30 protein-coding genes are annotated in these 17,185 nt (G+C 62.6%); 2 read left to right on the top strand and 28 right to left on the bottom strand.

The genetic code is table 11. The features are described 5' to 3' along the window. Positions 1–8: 8 nt before the first annotated feature. The 28 genes from rpsI to rplC form a co-directional block, all read right to left on the bottom strand. The gene (gene rpsI, locus U9970_RS10910; protein WP_254960512.1) at positions 9–410 is read right to left on the bottom strand and encodes a 30S ribosomal protein S9; all 402 of its coding nucleotides are present in this window, start codon (positions 408–410) and stop codon (positions 9–11) included. Next, positions 407–859, bottom strand: a complete 453-nt coding sequence (gene rplM / locus U9970_RS10905; RefSeq protein ID WP_322764225.1) for a 50S ribosomal protein L13 — start codon at positions 857–859, stop codon at positions 407–409. The genes rpsI and rplM overlap by 4 nt, the downstream gene beginning before the upstream one ends. An 81-nt stretch (positions 860–940) precedes the next feature. Further along, a complete protein-coding gene (gene truA, locus U9970_RS10900) occupies positions 941–1,864 on the bottom strand; it encodes a tRNA pseudouridine(38-40) synthase TruA (RefSeq protein ID WP_322764224.1) in 924 nt (307 codons plus the stop codon). Positions 1,865–1,935: 71 nt separating this feature from the next. Continuing rightward, positions 1,936–2,286 (bottom strand): 50S ribosomal protein L17, encoded by a 351-nt coding sequence (rplQ, locus tag U9970_RS10895; protein ID WP_106632400.1) that lies wholly within the window; start codon positions 2,284–2,286, stop codon positions 1,936–1,938. A gap of 45 nt (positions 2,287–2,331) precedes the next feature. Continuing rightward, positions 2,332–3,270: a DNA-directed RNA polymerase subunit alpha gene (locus U9970_RS10890; RefSeq protein WP_255023834.1), complete on the bottom strand. Its 939-nt coding sequence runs from the start codon at positions 3,268–3,270 to the stop codon at positions 2,332–2,334. A 56-nt stretch (positions 3,271–3,326) separates the two neighbouring features. Next, complete coding sequence (gene rpsK, locus U9970_RS10885) at positions 3,327–3,719, bottom strand: 30S ribosomal protein S11 (protein WP_010311626.1); 393 nt, start codon at positions 3,717–3,719, stop codon at positions 3,327–3,329. A 117-nt stretch (positions 3,720–3,836) separates the two neighbouring features. Further along, entirely contained in the window at positions 3,837–4,202 is a 366-nt protein-coding gene (gene rpsM / locus U9970_RS10880) for a 30S ribosomal protein S13 (RefSeq protein WP_106632398.1), read from the bottom strand. A gap of 91 nt (positions 4,203–4,293) precedes the next feature. Continuing rightward, the gene (gene rpmJ, locus U9970_RS10875; protein ID WP_048018126.1) at positions 4,294–4,407 is read right to left on the bottom strand and encodes a 50S ribosomal protein L36; all 114 of its coding nucleotides are present in this window, start codon (positions 4,405–4,407) and stop codon (positions 4,294–4,296) included. 65 nt (positions 4,408–4,472) lie between these two features. Further along, entirely contained in the window at positions 4,473–5,033 is a 561-nt protein-coding gene (locus tag U9970_RS10870; protein WP_322764223.1) for an adenylate kinase, read from the bottom strand. Between the two features lie 60 nt (positions 5,034–5,093). Then, entirely contained in the window at positions 5,094–6,413 is a 1,320-nt protein-coding gene (gene secY / locus U9970_RS10865; protein WP_255023805.1) for a preprotein translocase subunit SecY, read from the bottom strand. Between the two features lie 102 nt (positions 6,414–6,515). Then, positions 6,516–6,965, bottom strand: a complete 450-nt coding sequence (gene rplO, locus U9970_RS10860) for a 50S ribosomal protein L15 (protein WP_322764222.1) — start codon at positions 6,963–6,965, stop codon at positions 6,516–6,518. Between the two features lie 9 nt (positions 6,966–6,974). Then, on the bottom strand, positions 6,975–7,628 hold the full coding sequence (gene rpsE, locus U9970_RS10855) for a 30S ribosomal protein S5 (RefSeq protein ID WP_322764221.1): 654 nt from the start codon (positions 7,626–7,628) through the stop codon (positions 6,975–6,977). 14 nt (positions 7,629–7,642) lie between these two features. Further along, a complete protein-coding gene (gene rplR, locus U9970_RS10850) occupies positions 7,643–8,008 on the bottom strand; it encodes a 50S ribosomal protein L18 (RefSeq protein WP_254937631.1) in 366 nt (121 codons plus the stop codon). 32 nt (positions 8,009–8,040) lie between these two features. After that, positions 8,041–8,580 carry a 50S ribosomal protein L6 gene (gene rplF, locus U9970_RS10845; protein WP_254960503.1) on the bottom strand — a complete coding sequence of 180 codons (540 nt, stop codon included), beginning with the start codon at positions 8,578–8,580 and terminating at the stop codon, positions 8,041–8,043. Between the two features lie 17 nt (positions 8,581–8,597). Beyond that, positions 8,598–8,999: a 30S ribosomal protein S8 gene (gene rpsH / locus U9970_RS10840; protein WP_254937629.1), complete on the bottom strand. Its 402-nt coding sequence runs from the start codon at positions 8,997–8,999 to the stop codon at positions 8,598–8,600. A 19-nt stretch (positions 9,000–9,018) separates the two neighbouring features. Then, positions 9,019–9,558: a 50S ribosomal protein L5 gene (gene rplE / locus U9970_RS10835; RefSeq protein WP_254941848.1), complete on the bottom strand. Its 540-nt coding sequence runs from the start codon at positions 9,556–9,558 to the stop codon at positions 9,019–9,021. A 107-nt stretch (positions 9,559–9,665) separates the two neighbouring features. Next, positions 9,666–10,022 (bottom strand): 50S ribosomal protein L24, encoded by a 357-nt coding sequence (gene rplX / locus U9970_RS10830; RefSeq protein ID WP_254941847.1) that lies wholly within the window; start codon positions 10,020–10,022, stop codon positions 9,666–9,668. 1 nt (position 10,023) lies between these two features. Next, positions 10,024–10,389: a 50S ribosomal protein L14 gene (gene rplN / locus U9970_RS10825; RefSeq protein WP_106632388.1), complete on the bottom strand. Its 366-nt coding sequence runs from the start codon at positions 10,387–10,389 to the stop codon at positions 10,024–10,026. 13 nt (positions 10,390–10,402) lie between these two features. Continuing rightward, positions 10,403–10,654 carry a 30S ribosomal protein S17 gene (gene rpsQ / locus U9970_RS10820; RefSeq protein ID WP_094560052.1) on the bottom strand — a complete coding sequence of 84 codons (252 nt, stop codon included), beginning with the start codon at positions 10,652–10,654 and terminating at the stop codon, positions 10,403–10,405. Positions 10,655–10,670: 16 nt separating this feature from the next. Beyond that, entirely contained in the window at positions 10,671–10,895 is a 225-nt protein-coding gene (gene rpmC, locus U9970_RS10815; RefSeq protein ID WP_322764220.1) for a 50S ribosomal protein L29, read from the bottom strand. A gap of 3 nt (positions 10,896–10,898) precedes the next feature. Further along, positions 10,899–11,342, bottom strand: coding sequence for a 50S ribosomal protein L16 (gene rplP / locus U9970_RS10810; RefSeq protein ID WP_322764219.1), 444 nt, complete (start codon positions 11,340–11,342; stop codon positions 10,899–10,901). A 16-nt stretch (positions 11,343–11,358) separates the two neighbouring features. Further along, on the bottom strand, positions 11,359–12,087 hold the full coding sequence (rpsC, locus tag U9970_RS10805; RefSeq protein WP_255023803.1) for a 30S ribosomal protein S3: 729 nt from the start codon (positions 12,085–12,087) through the stop codon (positions 11,359–11,361). Between the two features lie 19 nt (positions 12,088–12,106). Further along, positions 12,107–12,460 (bottom strand): 50S ribosomal protein L22, encoded by a 354-nt coding sequence (gene rplV, locus U9970_RS10800; protein ID WP_255023802.1) that lies wholly within the window; start codon positions 12,458–12,460, stop codon positions 12,107–12,109. 4 nt (positions 12,461–12,464) lie between these two features. Next, the gene (gene rpsS / locus U9970_RS10795) at positions 12,465–12,740 is read right to left on the bottom strand and encodes a 30S ribosomal protein S19 (protein ID WP_106632383.1); all 276 of its coding nucleotides are present in this window, start codon (positions 12,738–12,740) and stop codon (positions 12,465–12,467) included. A gap of 35 nt (positions 12,741–12,775) precedes the next feature. Continuing rightward, positions 12,776–13,639 (bottom strand): 50S ribosomal protein L2, encoded by an 864-nt coding sequence (rplB, locus tag U9970_RS10790; RefSeq protein ID WP_255019278.1) that lies wholly within the window; start codon positions 13,637–13,639, stop codon positions 12,776–12,778. Between the two features lie 15 nt (positions 13,640–13,654). Beyond that, on the bottom strand, positions 13,655–13,957 hold the full coding sequence (locus tag U9970_RS10785) for a 50S ribosomal protein L23 (protein ID WP_322764218.1): 303 nt from the start codon (positions 13,955–13,957) through the stop codon (positions 13,655–13,657). Further along, positions 13,950–14,585 (bottom strand): 50S ribosomal protein L4, encoded by a 636-nt coding sequence (rplD, locus tag U9970_RS10780; protein ID WP_322764217.1) that lies wholly within the window; start codon positions 14,583–14,585, stop codon positions 13,950–13,952. The genes U9970_RS10785 and rplD overlap by 8 nt, the downstream gene beginning before the upstream one ends. An 11-nt stretch (positions 14,586–14,596) precedes the next feature. Continuing rightward, on the bottom strand, positions 14,597–15,244 hold the full coding sequence (rplC, locus tag U9970_RS10775; RefSeq protein ID WP_106632380.1) for a 50S ribosomal protein L3: 648 nt from the start codon (positions 15,242–15,244) through the stop codon (positions 14,597–14,599). A gap of 454 nt (positions 15,245–15,698) precedes the next feature. On the opposite strand from rplC, the gene U9970_RS10770 reads away from it, so the two are divergent. Together U9970_RS10770 and U9970_RS10765 are read left to right on the top strand one after the other, a co-directional pair. Beyond that, on the top strand, positions 15,699–16,160 hold the full coding sequence (locus U9970_RS10770) for an NAD(P)H-quinone oxidoreductase subunit N (protein WP_255021739.1): 462 nt from the start codon (positions 15,699–15,701) through the stop codon (positions 16,158–16,160). Beyond that, entirely contained in the window at positions 16,150–17,169 is a 1,020-nt protein-coding gene (locus tag U9970_RS10765; RefSeq protein WP_322764216.1) for a Light dependent period protein LdpA domain-containing protein, read from the top strand. Before U9970_RS10770 ends, U9970_RS10765 begins: the two co-directional genes overlap by 11 nt. The last annotated feature ends 16 nt before the right edge of the window (positions 17,170–17,185 follow it).

The raw sequence follows: 17,185 nt of genomic DNA, 5'->3' as shown, positions 1-17,185 counted from the left end.
AGAAGAAATCAGCGCTTGGAGAACTGAGGTGCCTTACGGGCTTTCTTCAGGCCGTACTTGCGACGCTCCTTGGCGCGAGGGTCGCGGCTGAGGTGGCCTTCGGTTTTAAGGGGCTTGCGGTTGTCCGGGGACAATTCACACAGGGCACGAGCTGCACCCTGCTTGATGGCGTCGGCCTGGCCGGTAAGACCACCACCACGCACATTCACAAGCAGGTCATAGTCGGTTGCCAAGCCGAGAGTCTGCAGAGGAGCTTTGACCGCTGCGAGATAAACGGGGTTGTAGTTGAGGTAGTTGTCGCCAGGGCGACCGTTGATGGTTACGGTGCCGGTCCCGGGAACCACACGCACTCGGGCAACTGCCGTCTTACGACGACCCGTACCCCAATAGACGACTTTGTTAGTGCTCATCGGGAGGCAGTGGCGGGATCGAGGGCTAGGGCTTGGGGTTGTTGGGCAGCGTGGGGATGCTCAGTACCCTTGTAAACCTTCAGCTTGCGGAACAGCTGACGGCCCAGGGCGTTGTGGGGAAGCATGCCTTTGATGGCTTTCTCCACGATCCGCTCAGGGATCCGGGCTTGCAGGTGGGCGAAGGTCTCGGTCTTCATGCCACCGGGCCGGCCGGAGTGGCGGCGGTAAATCTTCTGGGTCGACTTGTTACCGCTCACCTTCACCTTGTCGGCGTTGATGACGATGACGAAATCGCCTGTGTCGAGGTGGGGGGTGTAGCAGGGCTTGTTCTTGCCACGCAGCACTTGGGCCACTTCGCTCGCTAGGCGACCGAGGGTCTGATTCTCTGCGTCCACCAGATACCACTGGCGGTCGAGGGAATCAATGGAGGGCAGGGGGGTCTTGTTCATTTCGCCTGATCAGGCACCGGCAGGCCGGAAGTGGGGCAGGACAGCTGGTCGTTGGAAACCCAACGACCGGGTTCAGTGACCTTACCGCCTGGTCGGCGCGCCCCCAGGAGGTAGCTGCGCTGAACTGACGAAAGGCTGGGCTGAACCAGGCTGGAGATCCGGAGAATCGGAAATCTCGAGCTGAAACCGCGGTTGGCAATCATACCAGGCGGCTCGGGGGAATACCGGCTTGGGGTAGCCCACCCGCAGCAGGCAGAGGCCCTGAGGTGGTGCTGCCTCTTTCACTTCCAGGCGCTGGCACTCGCGCCAGCGGCGCTCGAAGTCGGCGCCGCTGAGCCGCCCCTCGCCAACCGCCACGAGTTGGCTCAGCACCAGACGCACCATGCCGTACAGAAAACCGCTGGCTTGCAACTCGACGCTGATCAGGTCACCTTGGCGCTCCAAACGCACCTCCTGAAGGGTGGTGCGGCCGTGGGCGCGGCGGCTGCCGGCTCGTTGAAAGGCAGAAAAGTCGTGTTCGCCCAGCATGGCCTCCAGGGCCTGGCCCATGGCTTGTTCATCGAGCCGGCGCTGATAGCGGTGCCAGCTCCAGGGGGCCAGGAACAGGTTGGGGGTGCGGGCGTTGTAGATCGTGTAGCGGTACCGCCGGTAGCTAGCGCTGAAGCGGGCGTGCCAGCTGGGGTCGACCTCAACAGCCGCCCGGATGCGGATCGTGGCTGGTAGCCGACCATTGAGGGCCTTGGCCCAGCGCTCCGGTGGAATTGGTCCAGCCGCTTCGAAGTGTGCCACCTGGGCAGCAGCATGCACGCCCGTATCGGTGCGGCCAGCAGCCATGGTGCGGTTGGGTCCCTGGGGGTCAAGCCCAGCTATCGCTTGCTCCAGGGTCTGCTGCACGCTGTGGGCATTGCGTTGCCGCTGCCAGCCGCAGTAGGCGGAGCCGTCGTATTGCAGGCAAAGAGCGATGCGGCGCAGGGCGGCGGGGGCGGGAGTCAGCAAGGGCACCATGCAGCCATTAAAAAACCGCGGTGGGCTTACGCCACCGCGGCAGTTTGGGATCTCGCCAGACGGGGAGAGGTTTAGACCAGTTCGATGATGGCCATCTCGGCGTTATCGCCGCGGCGGGGAACGGTGCGGATGATGCGGGTGTAGCCACCTTGGCGCTCGCCGTAGCGGTCTTGGGCTTTGTCAAACAGGGCATGAACCAACTGCTTGTCATAGATGTAGCCGATGGCGCGGCGACGGGCAGACAGGCTGCCGTCCTTGGCCAGGCTGATCATGCGCTCAGCTTCATCGCGCAAAGCTTTGGCACGGGCTTTAGTCGTGGTAACCCGACCCTCGCGGATCAGCTGGGTGGTGAGACCCCGCAGCATGGCTTTGCGTTGGTCGGCGGGGCGTCCCAACATGGGGACTCGGCACTGGTGTCTCATTGGGCTGACTCAGGTGAGAAGGCTGTCGGTAAAAGGGGCCGCCGATCAGGCGCTAGTGCGGCTCTGGGGCAGGGTGATGCCGATGCGCTCCAGCGCTTCGATCACCTCGTCGGCAGATTTGGAGCCGAAGTTTTTGATCTCTAGCAGATCTTCGTAGCTGAAGCCCATCAGGTCGGACACGGAGTTGACCTGGGCGCGCTTCAGGCAGTTGTAGGCCCGCACGGAGAGGTTGAGTTCTTCGAGGGGAATTTGAGCCTCGGCGGAGGGCTCGGGCTCAAGGCCGGGCTCTTCCACCATGGTCAAGCTGGCCAGGGGCTGGAACAGACCGATCAGCTGGTTGGCTGATTGGGCCATGGCGTCGTCTGGTGTGACGCTGCCATTGGTTTCGATCTCTAGGCGCAGTCTTTCGCGAGCGGAGCCACCTTCGCCAACGGCGGTTTCATCCACCGTGTAGTTGACCCGGCGCACGGGCTTGAACACGGCATCGATCTGCAGCAGGTCGATGGCGCTGGTGTCTTCGCTATGGCGATTGACGGGCCGGTAGCCGACACCACGCTCAACGTGTACCTCCATTTCGAGGCTGTGGCCTTCAGCCACGGTCGCGATCAGGCGATCTGAATCGATTACCTGCACCTGGGAGGAGAACTGCAGATCGGCGGCGGTAACCGTCGCGGGACCGTTCACCACTAGGCGGCCGATCTCCAGCTCGCGGTTGCGGCTGCTAACGGAGATCTGCTTGCAGTTGAGCAGTATGTCGAGCACATCTTCACGAACCCCGGGCACGGTGGCGTACTCGTGGTTGACCCCGGAGATGCGAACTGCGGTAATGGCACTGCCTTCGAGGCTGCCGATCAGGACGCGTCGCAGGGCATTGCCAAGCGTGGTGGCCTGGCCGCGATCGAGCGGGCCGATCAGGAAGGTGCCGGTCTGGGATCGGTCTTCGGCGACCTGATGCTCAATGCGATCGATTTGGTAATGCAACACGTTCTGAAGGGTCGAAAGGTTGGAGAAAGCCCAGGGGGCAGGAACGAAACGACGACTCAGACGCGACGGCGCTTGGAGCGACGGCAACCGTTGTGGGGCAGGGGAGTCACGTCGCGGATCAGGGTGATTTCAAGGCCGGCCACCTGCAGGGCTCGGATTGCGGTTTCGCGGCCTGAACCAGGACCCCGTACCAGGACTTCGATCTGGCGCATGCCCTGCTCGAGGGCGCGTCGGGCGGCTGCTTCAGCTGCGGTTTGGGCGGCAAAGGGTGTGCCTTTACGGGCTCCTTTGAAGCCGCTGGCGCCGGCCGAACTCCAGGAGATCACCTCTCCGGCCGTGTCAGTGATTGACACGATCGTGTTGTTGAAGGTGCTCTGAATGTGGGCAACGCCGTTGGGGACGTTGCGCTTCGTTTTCTTGGCGCCGGATTTTTTGGCTGGCTTTGCCATGGCGGAAAGGCCTGCTGGTGCAGGAGGTGATCAGGGGAACGTCGGGGGGCACCCTGGTGACGCCGGTCGCTTGCGCAGTTGGCGGCAGGGTGGGAGCAGGTGAAGGAAGGCGGGGCCTTACTTCTTCTTGCCGGCCACGGTTTTGCGTGCACCACGACGGGTGCGCGCATTGGTGCGTGTGCGCTGGCCACGCACGGGCAGACCCATGCGATGGCGGCGACCGCGAACGCAGCCGATGTCTTGGAGGCGCTTGAGGGCCATGCCCTCTTGACGGCGCAGGTCGCCTTCGAGGGTGAAGGTTTCGGCCGCACCGCGCAACTTCTGGACGTCGGCGTCGCTGAGGTCTTTTACCCGGATGTCTGGGCTGACACCGGATTTGGCCAGAATCTTCTGGGCACGGGTAAGACCGATGCCATACACGTAGGTGAGGGCAATCTCGACGCGCTTTTCGCGTGGGATATCAACGCCGGCAATCCGAGCCACGTAGGAATTCGATGAGGGGGCAAGGGGCTCCGCCTGAGCGGAGCGGGGAAATGATGCACAGCTGGCCCCCAGGGGGGCTGGCTAAGGCTGGTCAGCCTTGGCGCTGTTTGTGCTTGGGGTTGGTGCAGATCACCATCACCCGGCCGTGGCGACGAATCACCCGGCATTTGTCGCACATTCTCTTGACCGAGGCACGCACCTTCATGGGAGTTGTGCTCTCCTAATTTGCAAACCGACAAGCTACCACACGGGTCAACACCCTCTGGTGATTCAACCGAGCAGGGCGTCGATCCGTTCGGCGATCGCCTCGACGCTGCCATTGGCCTCAATGGCCTGCAGCAAGCCAAGCTGCTGATAATGGTGAATCAGCGGTGCGGTCTGTTCCCGGTAGACCTCCAGCCGGTGGCGAATCACGCTTTCGTTGTCGTCAGAGCGCCCCCGGCTTAGGAGCCTTTGGATCAAGACGGCGTCGTCGAGCTCCATCAGCACCACCAGCTCGATCGGTTGCTGCAGCTCATCGAGCAGCAGCCCCAGAGCCTCGGCTTGAACGAGGTTGCGGGGGAAGCCGTCCAGTAACCAGCCGCCGCCGCCGCTGGCGGCCAGTGCTTCCAGCCGGCCCCTCACGATCGCCAACACCAGCGCATCGCTCACCAGCTCACCACGGGCCATCACGGCCTCGGCTTCCTTGCCGAGATCGCTGCCAGCAGCAACCTCCGCCCTCAGTAGGTCTCCCGTAGAGAGGTGCAGCAGCTGGCGATCGGCGGCCAGTTGCTGGGCTTGGGTGCCCTTACCAGCTCCTGGGGGGCCAAGGAAGAGGAGACGTTGCTTCATCGCTGAACTTGCGAGTTGGAGGAAGGGGTTGCTGCGAGGGCCGCAGCAAGGGGCAGGTGGTCACTGGCGCACCATGCCCTCGTAGCGCTGGGAGATCACGTAGGTCTGCACCTGTTTGGCTGTGTCGATCGCAACGCCCACCAGAATCAGCAGGGAGGTGGCCCCCAGCCCCTGGAAGGTGCGCACCTGGGTGGCGCCTTCCACGGCCGAGGGAATGATCGCCACGGCGCCGAGGAACACACCACCCAGCAGGGTGAGCCGGTTTTGCACGCCGCTGAGGTAGTTGGCAGTGGCTGAGCCGGGGCGCACGCCGGGGATGGCCACGCCGCTGCGCTTGAGATTGGTGGCGATGTCCACCGGATTCACGGTGAGTGAGGCGTAGAAGAAGCCGAAGCCGCAGATCAGGCCGAAGAACACCAACGCATACAGCCAGGGAGTGCTGCTGTTGGGGTTGAGGTATCCCGCCAACTTGATCAGCCAAGGGTTGCGGGTGAGGTTGGCAATGGTGAGCGGCAGAAACACCACGGCCGAGGCAAAAATGATTGGCATCACGCCGCCGGCGTTGAGCTTCAGCGGCAGGTAGCTCTGCCGTGCCGCAAGCACCCCAGCGCCTCCCACTTGGCGCTTGGCGCTCACAATTGGGATGCGGCGGTTGCCCTCCTGCACAAAGATGATCCCCACGATCGTCAGCAGGAAAACCAGCACCAGCACGACGATGCCGCCAACTGTGCTGCGGTCCCCGCTCTGGGCCAGCTCGATCGTTGATCCCAGGGCCTTGGGCAGGGTGGCCACGATGTTGACGAAGATCACCAGGGACGCGCCTTGACCGATGCCCCGCTCGGTGATCACCTCGCTGATCCACATCACCACCATGGAGCCGGTCACCAGGGCGAGGGCCGTCTGGATTACAAACACGGGCTCCGAAAGGCCCTCTGTGGCGTATTGCCGCAGGATCAGGGCAAAGACCAGGCTCTGCAGGATGCCCCAGCCCAGAGCCACGTAGCGGGTGATCTGGGCGATCTTGCGCCGGCCTGCCTCGCCCTCATTCTTCTGGAGGTCCTCCAGTTGGGGCAGGGCTGCGGTTAGCAGCTGAATGATGATCGAGGCGTTGATAAACGGCAGGATGCCCAGAGCAAAAACGCCGAGGGTGGATAGGCCGCCCCCGGTGAAGATGTCAAGGAACCCGATCAGCTGACCGCCCTGGGAGAGGAACTGCTGAAAGGCCACCCGGTCGATGCCTGGCATCGGGATGTAGATGCCCAGCCGGACCAGCAGCAGCAGGCCGAGGGTGGTTAGCACCCGGTCGCGCAGCCCCTTCGACTGGATCAGTTGGCTGAGGATTTCCCCGGCACTTGGGTTGCGACCCCGGCTAACAAGCATGGCGGCGTGTGATGGACATGAAAAAACCGCCCATCAAGACCCGCGGCGTGCCCGGGGCTCGACTGGACGGCTCAGACCTTAGGGCGGAGGCCCGCAAGGCGATCAGATGACTTCGCAGCTGCCACCGGCAGCTTCGATCTTGGTGCGAGCGCTGGCAGTAAATGCGGCGGCCTGCACGGTCAGCTTGACGGAGAGTTCACCGTTGCCAAGCACCTTGAGGGGATGCTTGGGGCTGGTCACGAGACCTTCCTTCACCAGGGAATCGAGGCTGATAGTGCTGCCGGCTTTGCAGTCGGCGAGCTTGGCCACGTTGATGATCGTGAACTCCTTCTGGTTGACCAGCTCAAAGTGCTTGAGCTTGGGGATGCGGCGGTAGAGAGGCATTTGGCCACCCTCGAAGCCAGGACGGGTCGGGCGACCCGAGCGGGACTTCTGGCCGCGCATGCCGAAACCGCAGCTGGCTCCCTGGCCTGCAGCAATGCCGCGACCCTTGCGGAGCTTGCGGCGCCGGGCGCCAGGGTTGGGTTTGAGGGACTGGAGATTGAACGTCATGGCGAGGCCTTAGGAGTAGATCTGCTCTAGGGAGATGCCCCGCTCCTTGGCGGTCTCCTTGTGGGTGCGAAGGCCGGCCAAAGCCTCCATCGCAGCGCGGGCGTTGTTGAGGGGGGTCTTGGATCCGAGGCGCTTGGCCAGCACATTTTTGATGCCGGCCAGTTCGAGCACCGTGCGGATCGAGCCGCCCGCAATCACCCCGGTTCCGGGCGCTGCCGGGCGGATCAGCACGCTGGCGGCACCGTCGCGGCCGTTGCTGAGGGTAGGGATGGAGCTGTGACGGGTCAGGGGCACCTTGACCAGGTGCTTCTTGCCATCGGCTACGCCCTTGCGGACTGCGCCGATCACGTCGCCGGCCTTGCCGACGCCCACACCTACTTGGCCCTTCTCGTTGCCAACGACAACGATGGCCCGGAAGCTCATCTTCTTGCCGCCTTTAACGGTCTTGGAGACGCGGCGGATTTGCACCACCCGCTCCTGCCATTCGGAGTCGCGCTCCTGGCCGCGACGGTTGTCGCGCCCGCGGCCGCCACCGCGACGGCTATCGCCGCCTCGGCCTTCAGCCCGACCAGCGCGGCGATCCTGCTGGCCTTCGGCAGCAGCAGGTACATCCGACGCGGCCGGGATGTCGTTGGACTGAACTTGATCGTTGGTTTCGGTCATGGTGAGAGCAGGGATCAGAACTGAAGGCCCGCTTCCCGGGCGGCGTCAGCCAGGGCCTTGACCCGGCCGTGGTACAGGTTGCCGCCTCGATCGAAGACCACCTGCTGGATGCCCTGGGCGAGTGCCCGTTTGGCTACCAGCTCGCCTACCGCCACGGAGGCATCACAGGTAGAGCTGGCGTCGAGGTTGGTGCGCAGGTCCTTGTCGAGGGTCGAAGCCGCACAGAGGGTGTTCTGGGCGTCGTCGTCGATGACTTGGGCGTAGATGTGGTTGTTGGAGCGGAACACGGCCAACCGGGGACGGGAGGACGTGCCAGTGAGCTGACGACGCAGGCGGCGGTGACGCTTCTGGGTCTGCTGTTTGCGGGAGATGGATGACATTGCGATACAGGGTAACGACGCTCAGGCAGACCTCATTTCTTACCGGTCTTACCGGCCTTGCGCAGGATGCGCTCACCCTCGTACTTGATGCCCTTGCCCTTGTAAGGCTCAGGCGGACGAATGGCACGCACCTTGGCAGCTTCGTTGCCCACCAATTCCTTGTTGGCACCGGAGACAAACACGGTGGTGTTTCCCTCTACGGCGAAGGTGACGCCCTCGGGGGGCACCATCTCCACTTGGTGGCTGTAGCCAGCTGAGACCACAAGCTTTGTGCCTTGGACGGCGGCGCGGTAGCCCACGCCAATGATTTCCAGCTTGCGGGTGTATCCCTGGCTGACGCCTTCCACCATGTTGGCGACAAGCGTGCGGCAGAGACCGTGGCGCTCGCGGGAGCGACGGTTTTCGCTGCTGGGGCTCACCACCAGGGTGTTGCCGTCCTGGGAGATCTGCACCCCTTCGGGCAGGGTGCGGCTGAGTTCGCCTTTAGGACCCTTCACGGTGACCGCCAAGCCATTAAGGCTGACACTCACCTTGTCGGGGAGGGGAATCGGCGCTTTACCAATACGAGACATGGATCAATCTCCCAGATTCAGTAGACGTAGCAAAGCACTTCGCCACCGACGCCCTGCTTACGGGCATCGCGGTCGCTCATCACCCCTTTCGACGTAGAGATGATGGCAACTCCCAGGCCGCCCAAAACTTTGGGCAGCTGGCGGTTGTTCTTGTAAATGCGCAGGCCTGGCTTGCTGACTCGCTGGACAGAGCGAATCGTGGGCTGGCGATGCTTGCCGCTGTACTTGAGCTCAAGCACCAAGTGCTTCATGACGCCTTCACCTTCTTCGGTGATTGCGGCAATGAAGCCTTCCTGCTGCAGCACATTGGCGACGTTACGCACCAGTCGGGATGCAGGAATCTTGGTGGTCTCGTGGCGCTTCTCACTCGCATTGCGAATGCGGGTGAGCATGTCTGAAATTGGGTCGTGATTGGCCATGGTCGGGTCCGAAGAGGGCTCAGTTGCTGCGGAACGGCATTCCCATCTCGCGGAGGAGGGCCCTGCCCTCTTCGTCGTTACGGGCGTTGGTCACAATCGTGACGTCCATCCCCCGGATCGCATCGATTTTGTCGAAGGAGATCTCAGGGAAAATGATTTGTTCGCGGATCCCCAGGGTGTAATTCCCCCGGCCGTCAAAGCTCTTGGGGCTCACACCGCGGAAGTCGCGGATGCGGGGCAGAGCAAGATTGATCAGGCGCTCCAGGAAGGCATACATCCGCTCACCACGCAGGGTGACGGCGACACCGATTGGCATCCCCTGGCGAATTTTGAAGCCGGCGATTGCCTTTTTGGCTCGAGTCACCACCACTTTTTGGCCAGTGATTGTGGCCAGTTCGGTGATTGAGGCCTCGAGGGCTTTGGCATTCTGGGCGGCTTCACCGAGGCCCCTGTTGATGGTGACTTTCACCACCTTGGGAACTTCGTGAATATTGGAGAGATTCAGGTCCTTGAGGAGTTTGGGCTGAATCGACTCCCGGTAGCGCTTTTTCAGTGACATGACGGGGAGAGGAGGGTGCGCTTCTGGTCTGGGTCAGAAGGCTGACAGGGACTGGAGTTGAAGTTGGCGGGGCCTGGGCGAGTGATCGCGAGGCACGCTTCTGGAGCTCAATCGAGGATTTCTCCTGTCTTCTTGAGGCGACGCTTTTTAGTGCCGTCTTTCTCCACCACGATTTCGACGCGGCTTGCCACCTGTTTTGAGCTGGAGTAGAGCATCACATTCGAGGCATGCACAGAGGCTTCCTCGGTGACGATGCGGCCACTCTCGCCTTCCTGGGTGGGCTTGACGTGGCGGGTGCGCAGGTTGATTCCCTGCACTACGACACGATTTTCATAGGGAAGGGTGCGTAGCACCTCTCCGGTTTTGCCCTTGTCCTTGCCGGAGATCAGCTGGACGGTGTCACCCTTTTTGAGGCGCATCTTGATGCGCTCAGCGGGTTTTGCCTTGGGAGTTGCGGTCGCCATTTCAGATGACCTCCGGAGCGAGGGAAACGATCTTGGTGAAGTTGCGCTCGCGCAGTTCACGGGCAACCGGGCCGAAGACTCGGGTTCCCTTGGGGTTGTTGTCGTTACCCAAGATCACGGCTGCGTTGTCGTCAAACCGGATTGAATTGCCGGTGTCACGGCGCAGGGTGGCTTTGGTGCGCACCACTACGGCCTTGACCACATCCGATTTTTTGACACCCATGTTGGGCATGGCATCCTTGACGGCTGCCACGATCACGTCGCCCACGTGGGCGTAGCGACGGTTGGTGCCGAGCACCCGGATGCATTGGATGCGCTTGGCGCCGCTGTTATCAGCGACGTTTAAATAGGTTTCTTGTTGGATCATTTAGGAGTTCTCCTCAACCGGCGGTGCTGTTGGTGAGAACTTCGGCCACGGTCCAGCGCTTGGTGCGACTGAGCGGGCGGGTCTCGGTGATGCGAACCCGGTCACCCACTTTGCAGCTGTTCGCTTCATCGTGGGCTTTGTATCGGGTGGTGCGGCTGACCGTCTTTTGATAGATGGGATGGGGGAAGCGGTTTTCCACCGCCACCACCACCGTTTTGTCCATCTTGTCGCTGACGACGGTGCCGACCCTTTCCTTGAGTGCCATGGGGATCGAGGGGGTATCAGGAGGCTGAAGCAGCCGTGGCGGCGGAGCGTTGCTGCTCCTGCTGCACCGTCATCAGGTGGGCCAGCTTGATGCGAGCCTCCTTGAAGCGGTGAGTATTTTCCAGCCGGCGGGTGGCTTGCTGGAAGCGCAACTCAAACAGTTCACGCCGGGTGGCGTTGACCTGTTCGTTGATCTGTTCACCGGTGAGCTTGCGCGCATCGGCGATGTTTGGTTTTGCCATCGGTCAGGCCTCCACTGGGGCTGCAGTTTCCTGATCCGCCAGGCTCAGGAATTTGGTCTTGAGAGGAAGCTTGAACTGCGCCAGGCGCATGGCTTCCTTGGCGATCTCGGGGGTGATTTCAGCACCACCCATCTCAAACAGAATGCGCCCCGGTTTGATAACGGCCACCCAGAATTCCGGGTTGCCCTTACCGGAACCCATACGGGTTTCGGCGGCGCGCATGGTGACTGGTTTGTCAGGGAAGATCCGGATCCAGATCTTGCCGCCGCGTTTGACGTGGCGGGTCATGGCTCGGCGGCTGGCTTCAATCTGGCGGGAGGTGATCCAGCCACATTCCTGGGCCTGCAGTGCAAACTCCCCGAAGGCAATCGTGTTGCCCCGGGTAGCGACACCGCGCATGCGGCCTCGCTGTTGTTTGCGGAATTTGACGCGTCTTGGACTCAGCATGGTTCAGGGCTCCGGATCACTCTTTGTTAGAGCGGTCTTCAAACTGTTGCGGCTGCCGGCTGGTCCGGCGGCGGGGCGCAGCACCCACGGGCAGCTGCTCTTTCTGGCCAGGTAGCACCTCGCCTTTGAAAATCCACACCTTGATTCCCAGCACTCCGTAGGTGGTGCTGGCCAGCTTGGTTGCGTAGTCGATGTCGGCACGCAGGGTGTGTAGGGGCACTCGACCTTCCCGGGTCCATTCGGTCCGGGCGATCTCGGCGCCGTTGAGGCGGCCGGCCACCATGATTTTCAGGCCGAGCACTCCAGCCCGCTGGGCCCGTTGCACGGCCATGCGGATGACGCGGCGGAAGGCAACGCGCTTCTCCAGTTGCTGAGCGATGTACTCGGCCAGCAGGAACGAGTCGGCATCGACCCGCTCGACCTCCACCACGTTGATGCGCACCTGACGGTTGGCATCGCCGAGGGTTTTCTGAATACCGGTGCGCAGCTCTTCAATGCCGCTGCCCTGACGGCCAACAAGCACGCCGGGACGAGCGGTCTTGAGTTCAACTTCCAGTTGATCGGCCTTGCGGGCAATCAGCACATCGCTGATGCCTGCGGCGCCGTACTTCTTGTGGATGAACTTGCGAATGCGGTCGTCTTCCTGAAGCAGGATTGGATAGGTCTTACTGGGGGCGTACCAACGCGAGCGGTGTTCCTGGGTAATCCCCAGGCGCAGGCCGGTTGGATGGATCTTGTGTCCCATCTTTCGGTGTCCTCGGGGGTTAGGTGGAAGGAGCCACAGCAATGCTGATGTGGCAGGTTTGCTTTTTGATCGCGAAGGCACGACCCTGGGCGCGGGGGCGGAAGCGCTTCAGGCAGGGACCCATGTCGGCGATCGCTGAAGCGATCACCAAGGTCGAGGGGTCCAGGCCGAGATTGTTCTCGGCGTTAGCAACAGCCGAGCGCAACACCTTGGTGATGGGGCCGGTGGAGCGGTAAGGCATGAACTCGAGCATGATCAGGGCCTCGCGATAGCTGCGGCCACGGATCTGGTCGAGAACTCTTCGCACCTTGGATACGGAACCGCGGATGAAGCGGCCGTGGGCGAGAGCCTGGTTGGAAGGTGTGTTTGCCATAGCGTCAGCGGCCTCCTTTCTTATCCTTGATGTGGCCCCGGAAGGTGCGGGTGGGGGCAAATTCCCCGAGTTTGTGGCCCACCATCTGTTCCGTCACGTAGACGGGAACATGGGATTTGCCGTTGTGAACAGCAATGGTGTGGCCGATCATCATCGGCAGGATGGTGGAAGCGCGTGACCAGGTTTTGATCACGGACTTGTCATCTGCGCCGTTTTGCTTTTCAACCTTGCGAAGCAGGCTGTCGGCAACAAACGGTCCTTTTTTGAGCGAACGTCCCATGGTTGATTAAGCGAACAGCAAAGCGGTGTTGATCATCAGGAATCGCGTCCGCCACGGCTCCGTTTGGAGGTACGGCGACGTTTCCGGAGCACAAACCGATTGCTGGGTTTGTTCCGCTTACGGGTTTTGTAGCCAAGGGCTGGCTTGCCCCAGGGGGTGACCGGACCGGCGCGGCCGATCGGGGCGCGGCCCTCACCACCACCGTGAGGGTGGTCGCAGGGGTTCATCACCGAGCCGCGTACTTCAGGCCGGCGACCAAGCCAGCGCTTGCGACCAGCCTTGCCCAAGCTGGTGTTGCGCACTTCGGAGTTGCCAACTTCACCAAGGGTGGCGTAGCACTCGCGGCGCACCAGGCGCACCTCGGTGGAAGGCAGCTTGAGGGCTACGTAGTCGCCCTCTTTTGCAACCACCTGGGCACTGGCACCAGCGGTGCGGACCATCTGGCCGCCCCGCCCGGCATAGAGCTCAACGTTGTGGACGCTGGAGCCGAGGGGAATGGCAGATAGAGGCAGGGCATTGCCCGTCTCAATCGGCGACTCGGGTCCGGAGATCACCTGTTGGCCGATCTCAATGCCAGCCGGAGCCAGGATGTAGCGCTTCTCGCCATCGACGTAGAAGAGCAGAGCCAGGCGGGCGTTGCGGTGCGGGTCGTAGTGAATGGCCGCCACTTTGGCGACGACTCCGAGCTTGTCGCGGCGGAAGTCGACGATGCGGTAGAGGCGCTTGTGACCACCGCCGCGGTGGCGGCAGGTGATCACGCCACGGTTGTTGCGGCCTTTGCGGCGGTGTTTGGCGACCACCAAGCCTCGCTCCCGTTCGCGGCCAGTTACTTCGGAGAAGTCACTGGCGACACGAGTACGGGTGCCGGGGGTGATGGGTCGGTATTTACGGATAGCCATTACTTTTCAGACCCCTCAGGACTCAGGGAACAGCTGGATGGCATTGCCTTCGGCGAGGCGCACCACTGCTTTCTTCACTTGGGCACGTTTGCCGGCGAAGCGGCCCACCCGCCTGGAGCGGCGAGGGGGATTCATGGTGCTGATGCCGATGACTTTGACGTCGAACAGCTGTTCAACGGCAGCCTTGATGTCGGGTTTTGCAGCCCGAGGGTCCACCTCAAAGGTGTACTGGTTCTGCTCGAGGGCCCGGGTGGCCTTCTCGGTGATCAGCGGCCGACGGATCACATCCGCAAGCCGGCTCGAAAAACGTTCAGCCATCGCCGTAGACCTCCTGAATCTTCGCGAGTGCTTCCTCGCTCACCACCAACTTGTTGGCGTGGAGCAAATCAAACACGTTGAGCTGATCCGCAGCGATCAGCTTGACCTTCTCGAGGTTGCGCACCGAGCGGCGCACGGCCTCGGAGGCTCCGTCGAGCACCACCAGCACCTTGGTGCCGGCTTCGATACCAAGCCGGCCCAGGCCGGCGGTGATTTCCTTGGTTTTGGGGGTATCGAGCCCAACGCCAAAGCCCTTGACCACGGTGATGTCGTCGATGCGACTCATCAGGGCGGTGCGCAGGGCCAGGCGACGCTCCTTGCGGTTCATCGCCACGGTGTAGCTGCGGGGCTTGGGACCAAACACCACACCACCGCCGGGGCGGAGCGGGGTTCGAATCGAGCCTTGGCGAGCCCGACCTGTGCCCTTTTGCTTGTAGGGCTTGCGGCCGCCACCGGCTACTTCAGCGCGGGTAAGCGTGCTGGCTGTGCCCTGACGGGCATTGGCCAACTGACGCACCACGGCGCGATGCACCAAGTCTGTGGCAGACGATTCCTTAGCGACTTTGAGCTCAAGGGCAGCCTTGCCGGCCTCCTTGCCTTGCCAGTCGCGAATTACACAATTAGCCATTGGTTTTCTCCTCAGTTCCCGGCTTTGGCGCCCACCCGGTTCGCCGGGCGGATGTTGAGCAGGGCGCCAGGCTTGCCGGGCACCGAACCCTTCACTACCAGCAAGTTGCGCTCTACATCCACTTTGAGGATGACGAGGCCGCGGGTGGTGATTTGTTTGCCGCCGTAGCGGCCCGCCATGCGCTTGCCGGGGTAGACGCGGCCCGGCGTGGTGCCGGCGCCGATCGAGCCAGGCTCTCGGTGGTTCTTGGAACCGTGGGTCATGGGGCCCCGGCTGAAGCCGTGGCGCTTTTGGAGGCCGGAAAAGCCACGGCCCATGGTGTCGCCGCTCACATCAACCTTTTGACCAGGCTCAAAGGCCGTCACGGAGATGGAGCCACCCAGCTCAAGGCCATCCACGCTGTCGACCCGATATTCCTTCAGGTGGCGCAGGACCTCATCACCAGATTTGGCTAGGTGCCCCTTGGCTGGCTTGTTCACGAGTTTTTCGCGAATGTCGCCAAAACCAAGCTGAACGGCGTTGTAGCCGTCGGTGCTGGTGCTTTTGAGTTGGGTGATGCGGCAAGGACCCGCCTCGATCAAGGTGACCGGGATGGACTTGCCCTCGTCGTTGAAGAACTGGGACATGCCCAATTTCTTCCCAAGAATGCCGATAGACATAGGAGGGGAAACAACGCCAGCTGGACCACCGAGCGCAATGAGCAGGGAGCTCATGCAGGACGGTGAAGCTGAAGCGGTCAGGATGTTGCCTGGCTCGGCCGAGGGGCCGCTCTTCGCCGCGGAAGCATGGGCTTCCAGCAACGGATTGCGATTTCCAAGGGCTAGCGAGGCTGATCTGATTCGGATCAGCGCGGCTGGGACTTATCGGAACCGGACTGGACTCAACAGATGTGAGAGCAGTGCGTTCTGGCAGTTTCCCGACGGCACCTGCAACCTTTTAAAGCTGCTGGAACCGTGTTGGCCGAGGACGATCACCACCACTGGTGATCGTGTGCCGTGATCTGGAGGCCCGGCTAGCGGTCGGGCACATATCAATGGCACAGTTGATGAACATACCCCACCACCTAACCGGTCCTGGGCTGTCAAAGTGGTGTCTAGCTAGCAATTACCCGTAATGCCCCTGCTGCTCTCCGGTCGCGGTTTCCGCCAGGACCTTGAGCGCGCTGGTGCTCTGGCCCTATTTGCACCCCTTGAGGGCGGCGCAGAGACTCGCTTGATGCGACGGATGCGGGCCGTTGGTTATCGCGCCCAGCTCACCTCGGCGCGGGGGCTTGGTGATCCTGAGGCCTTTCTTTTGCAGTTGCACGGTGTACGTCCGCCCCACCTGGGTCACCAGAGCGTGGGCAGGGGTGCAGCCGTGGGCGAGGTGCAGCGGGTGATGCCCCAATTGGGGGCTTTGCTCGAGGGCACGCAGCCGATCCTGCTTTGGTTGTTGGAGGGGCAGGTCCTATCTCAAGCTGAATTGGGCTCCCTGATTGCCCTCTGCCAGCGTGAGCCCCGGCTCAAGCTTGTGGTGGAGATGGGCGGTTCCCGGGAACTGCGCTGGCAGCCCCTTGAGCAGCTGCTTGACGCCTGAGGAGGCTCTCGCCTCGGGGCGCTGGGTCAAGTTGATCTGCGGGGCTAGCAACCAGGATCTGGCTGCGATCGAAGACCTCTGCGGCATCTTTTCTCTTGCCGGGGTGCACTGTATAGATGGCGCGGTAGATGCGGCTGTGGTGGCCGCGATCCGCCGCGGGATTGATTGGGCCGAAGCCCGTGGAGCCAGCCGCCCCTGGCTGATGTTGAGCCTCAGCGATGGCGACGATCCCCATTTCCGCAAGGCTTGGTTCGACCCCGCTTGCTGCCCGCCGGCCTGCCCCCGCCCCTGTGAGCGGGTTTGTCCGGCCTTGGCCATTGGCTTGGCCGCTACTGGCGCTCCAGGAGTCTTGGCGGAGCGCTGCTACGGCTGTGGCCGCTGCCTGCCGGCCTGCCCCCACGGCCTAATTGAGGAGCGGAGTCAGGTGCTGGCAGGGGCTGATGTGCCTCCCCTGCTTGCCCAGTTGCGCCCTGATGCGGTGGAACTGCACACCCACCCCGGTCGCGGCGTGGCCTTTGCGGAGCGGGTTGGCCAGCTGCGGGCCAGTGGCGTGCAGCTGCGGCGGCTGGCGGTGAGTGCGGGTCTTGAGGGCACAGCCCAGTCGCCCCCTGCGCTGGTGGCGGAGCTATGGCAGCGCTTCATCCTGCTGCGCGGCGCCGGCTTTCGTCCCCTCTGGCAGCTCGATGGCCGGCCGATGAGTGGTGATCTGGGGGCGGGTACGGCCCGTGCCGCCGTCAAGTTGGTTGCGGCCTTGCTCCCCCAGGCTCCCCCCGGCCCGGTGCAGCTCGCTGGGGGCACCAACGGCCACACGCTGCCGCAGTTGAGGAGCTATCCCTTGCAGCATCGAATCGCTGGCGTCGCCTTTGGTGGCGTGGCTCGCCGGCTGTTGCAGCCCCTGCTACTTGAGGCCCAGGGGCGGGGACGCTCTTTGCTGGCCGATGCCGAGCTTTTCCCCCTGGCCCTGGGGCTGGCTCGGGAGCTTGTTAATCCCTGGCTAGAACGTACGTAGTGCCATGCGATTCGGT

The organism is Cyanobium usitatum str. Tous (genome assembly GCF_963920485.1).
In the GTDB taxonomy this organism is placed as follows: Bacteria; Cyanobacteriota; Cyanobacteriia; order PCC-6307; family Cyanobiaceae; genus Cyanobium_A; species Cyanobium_A usitatum_A.
Note: the sequence above shows the minus strand (reverse complement) of the source record. Positions and strands in the feature narration are given on the sequence as shown.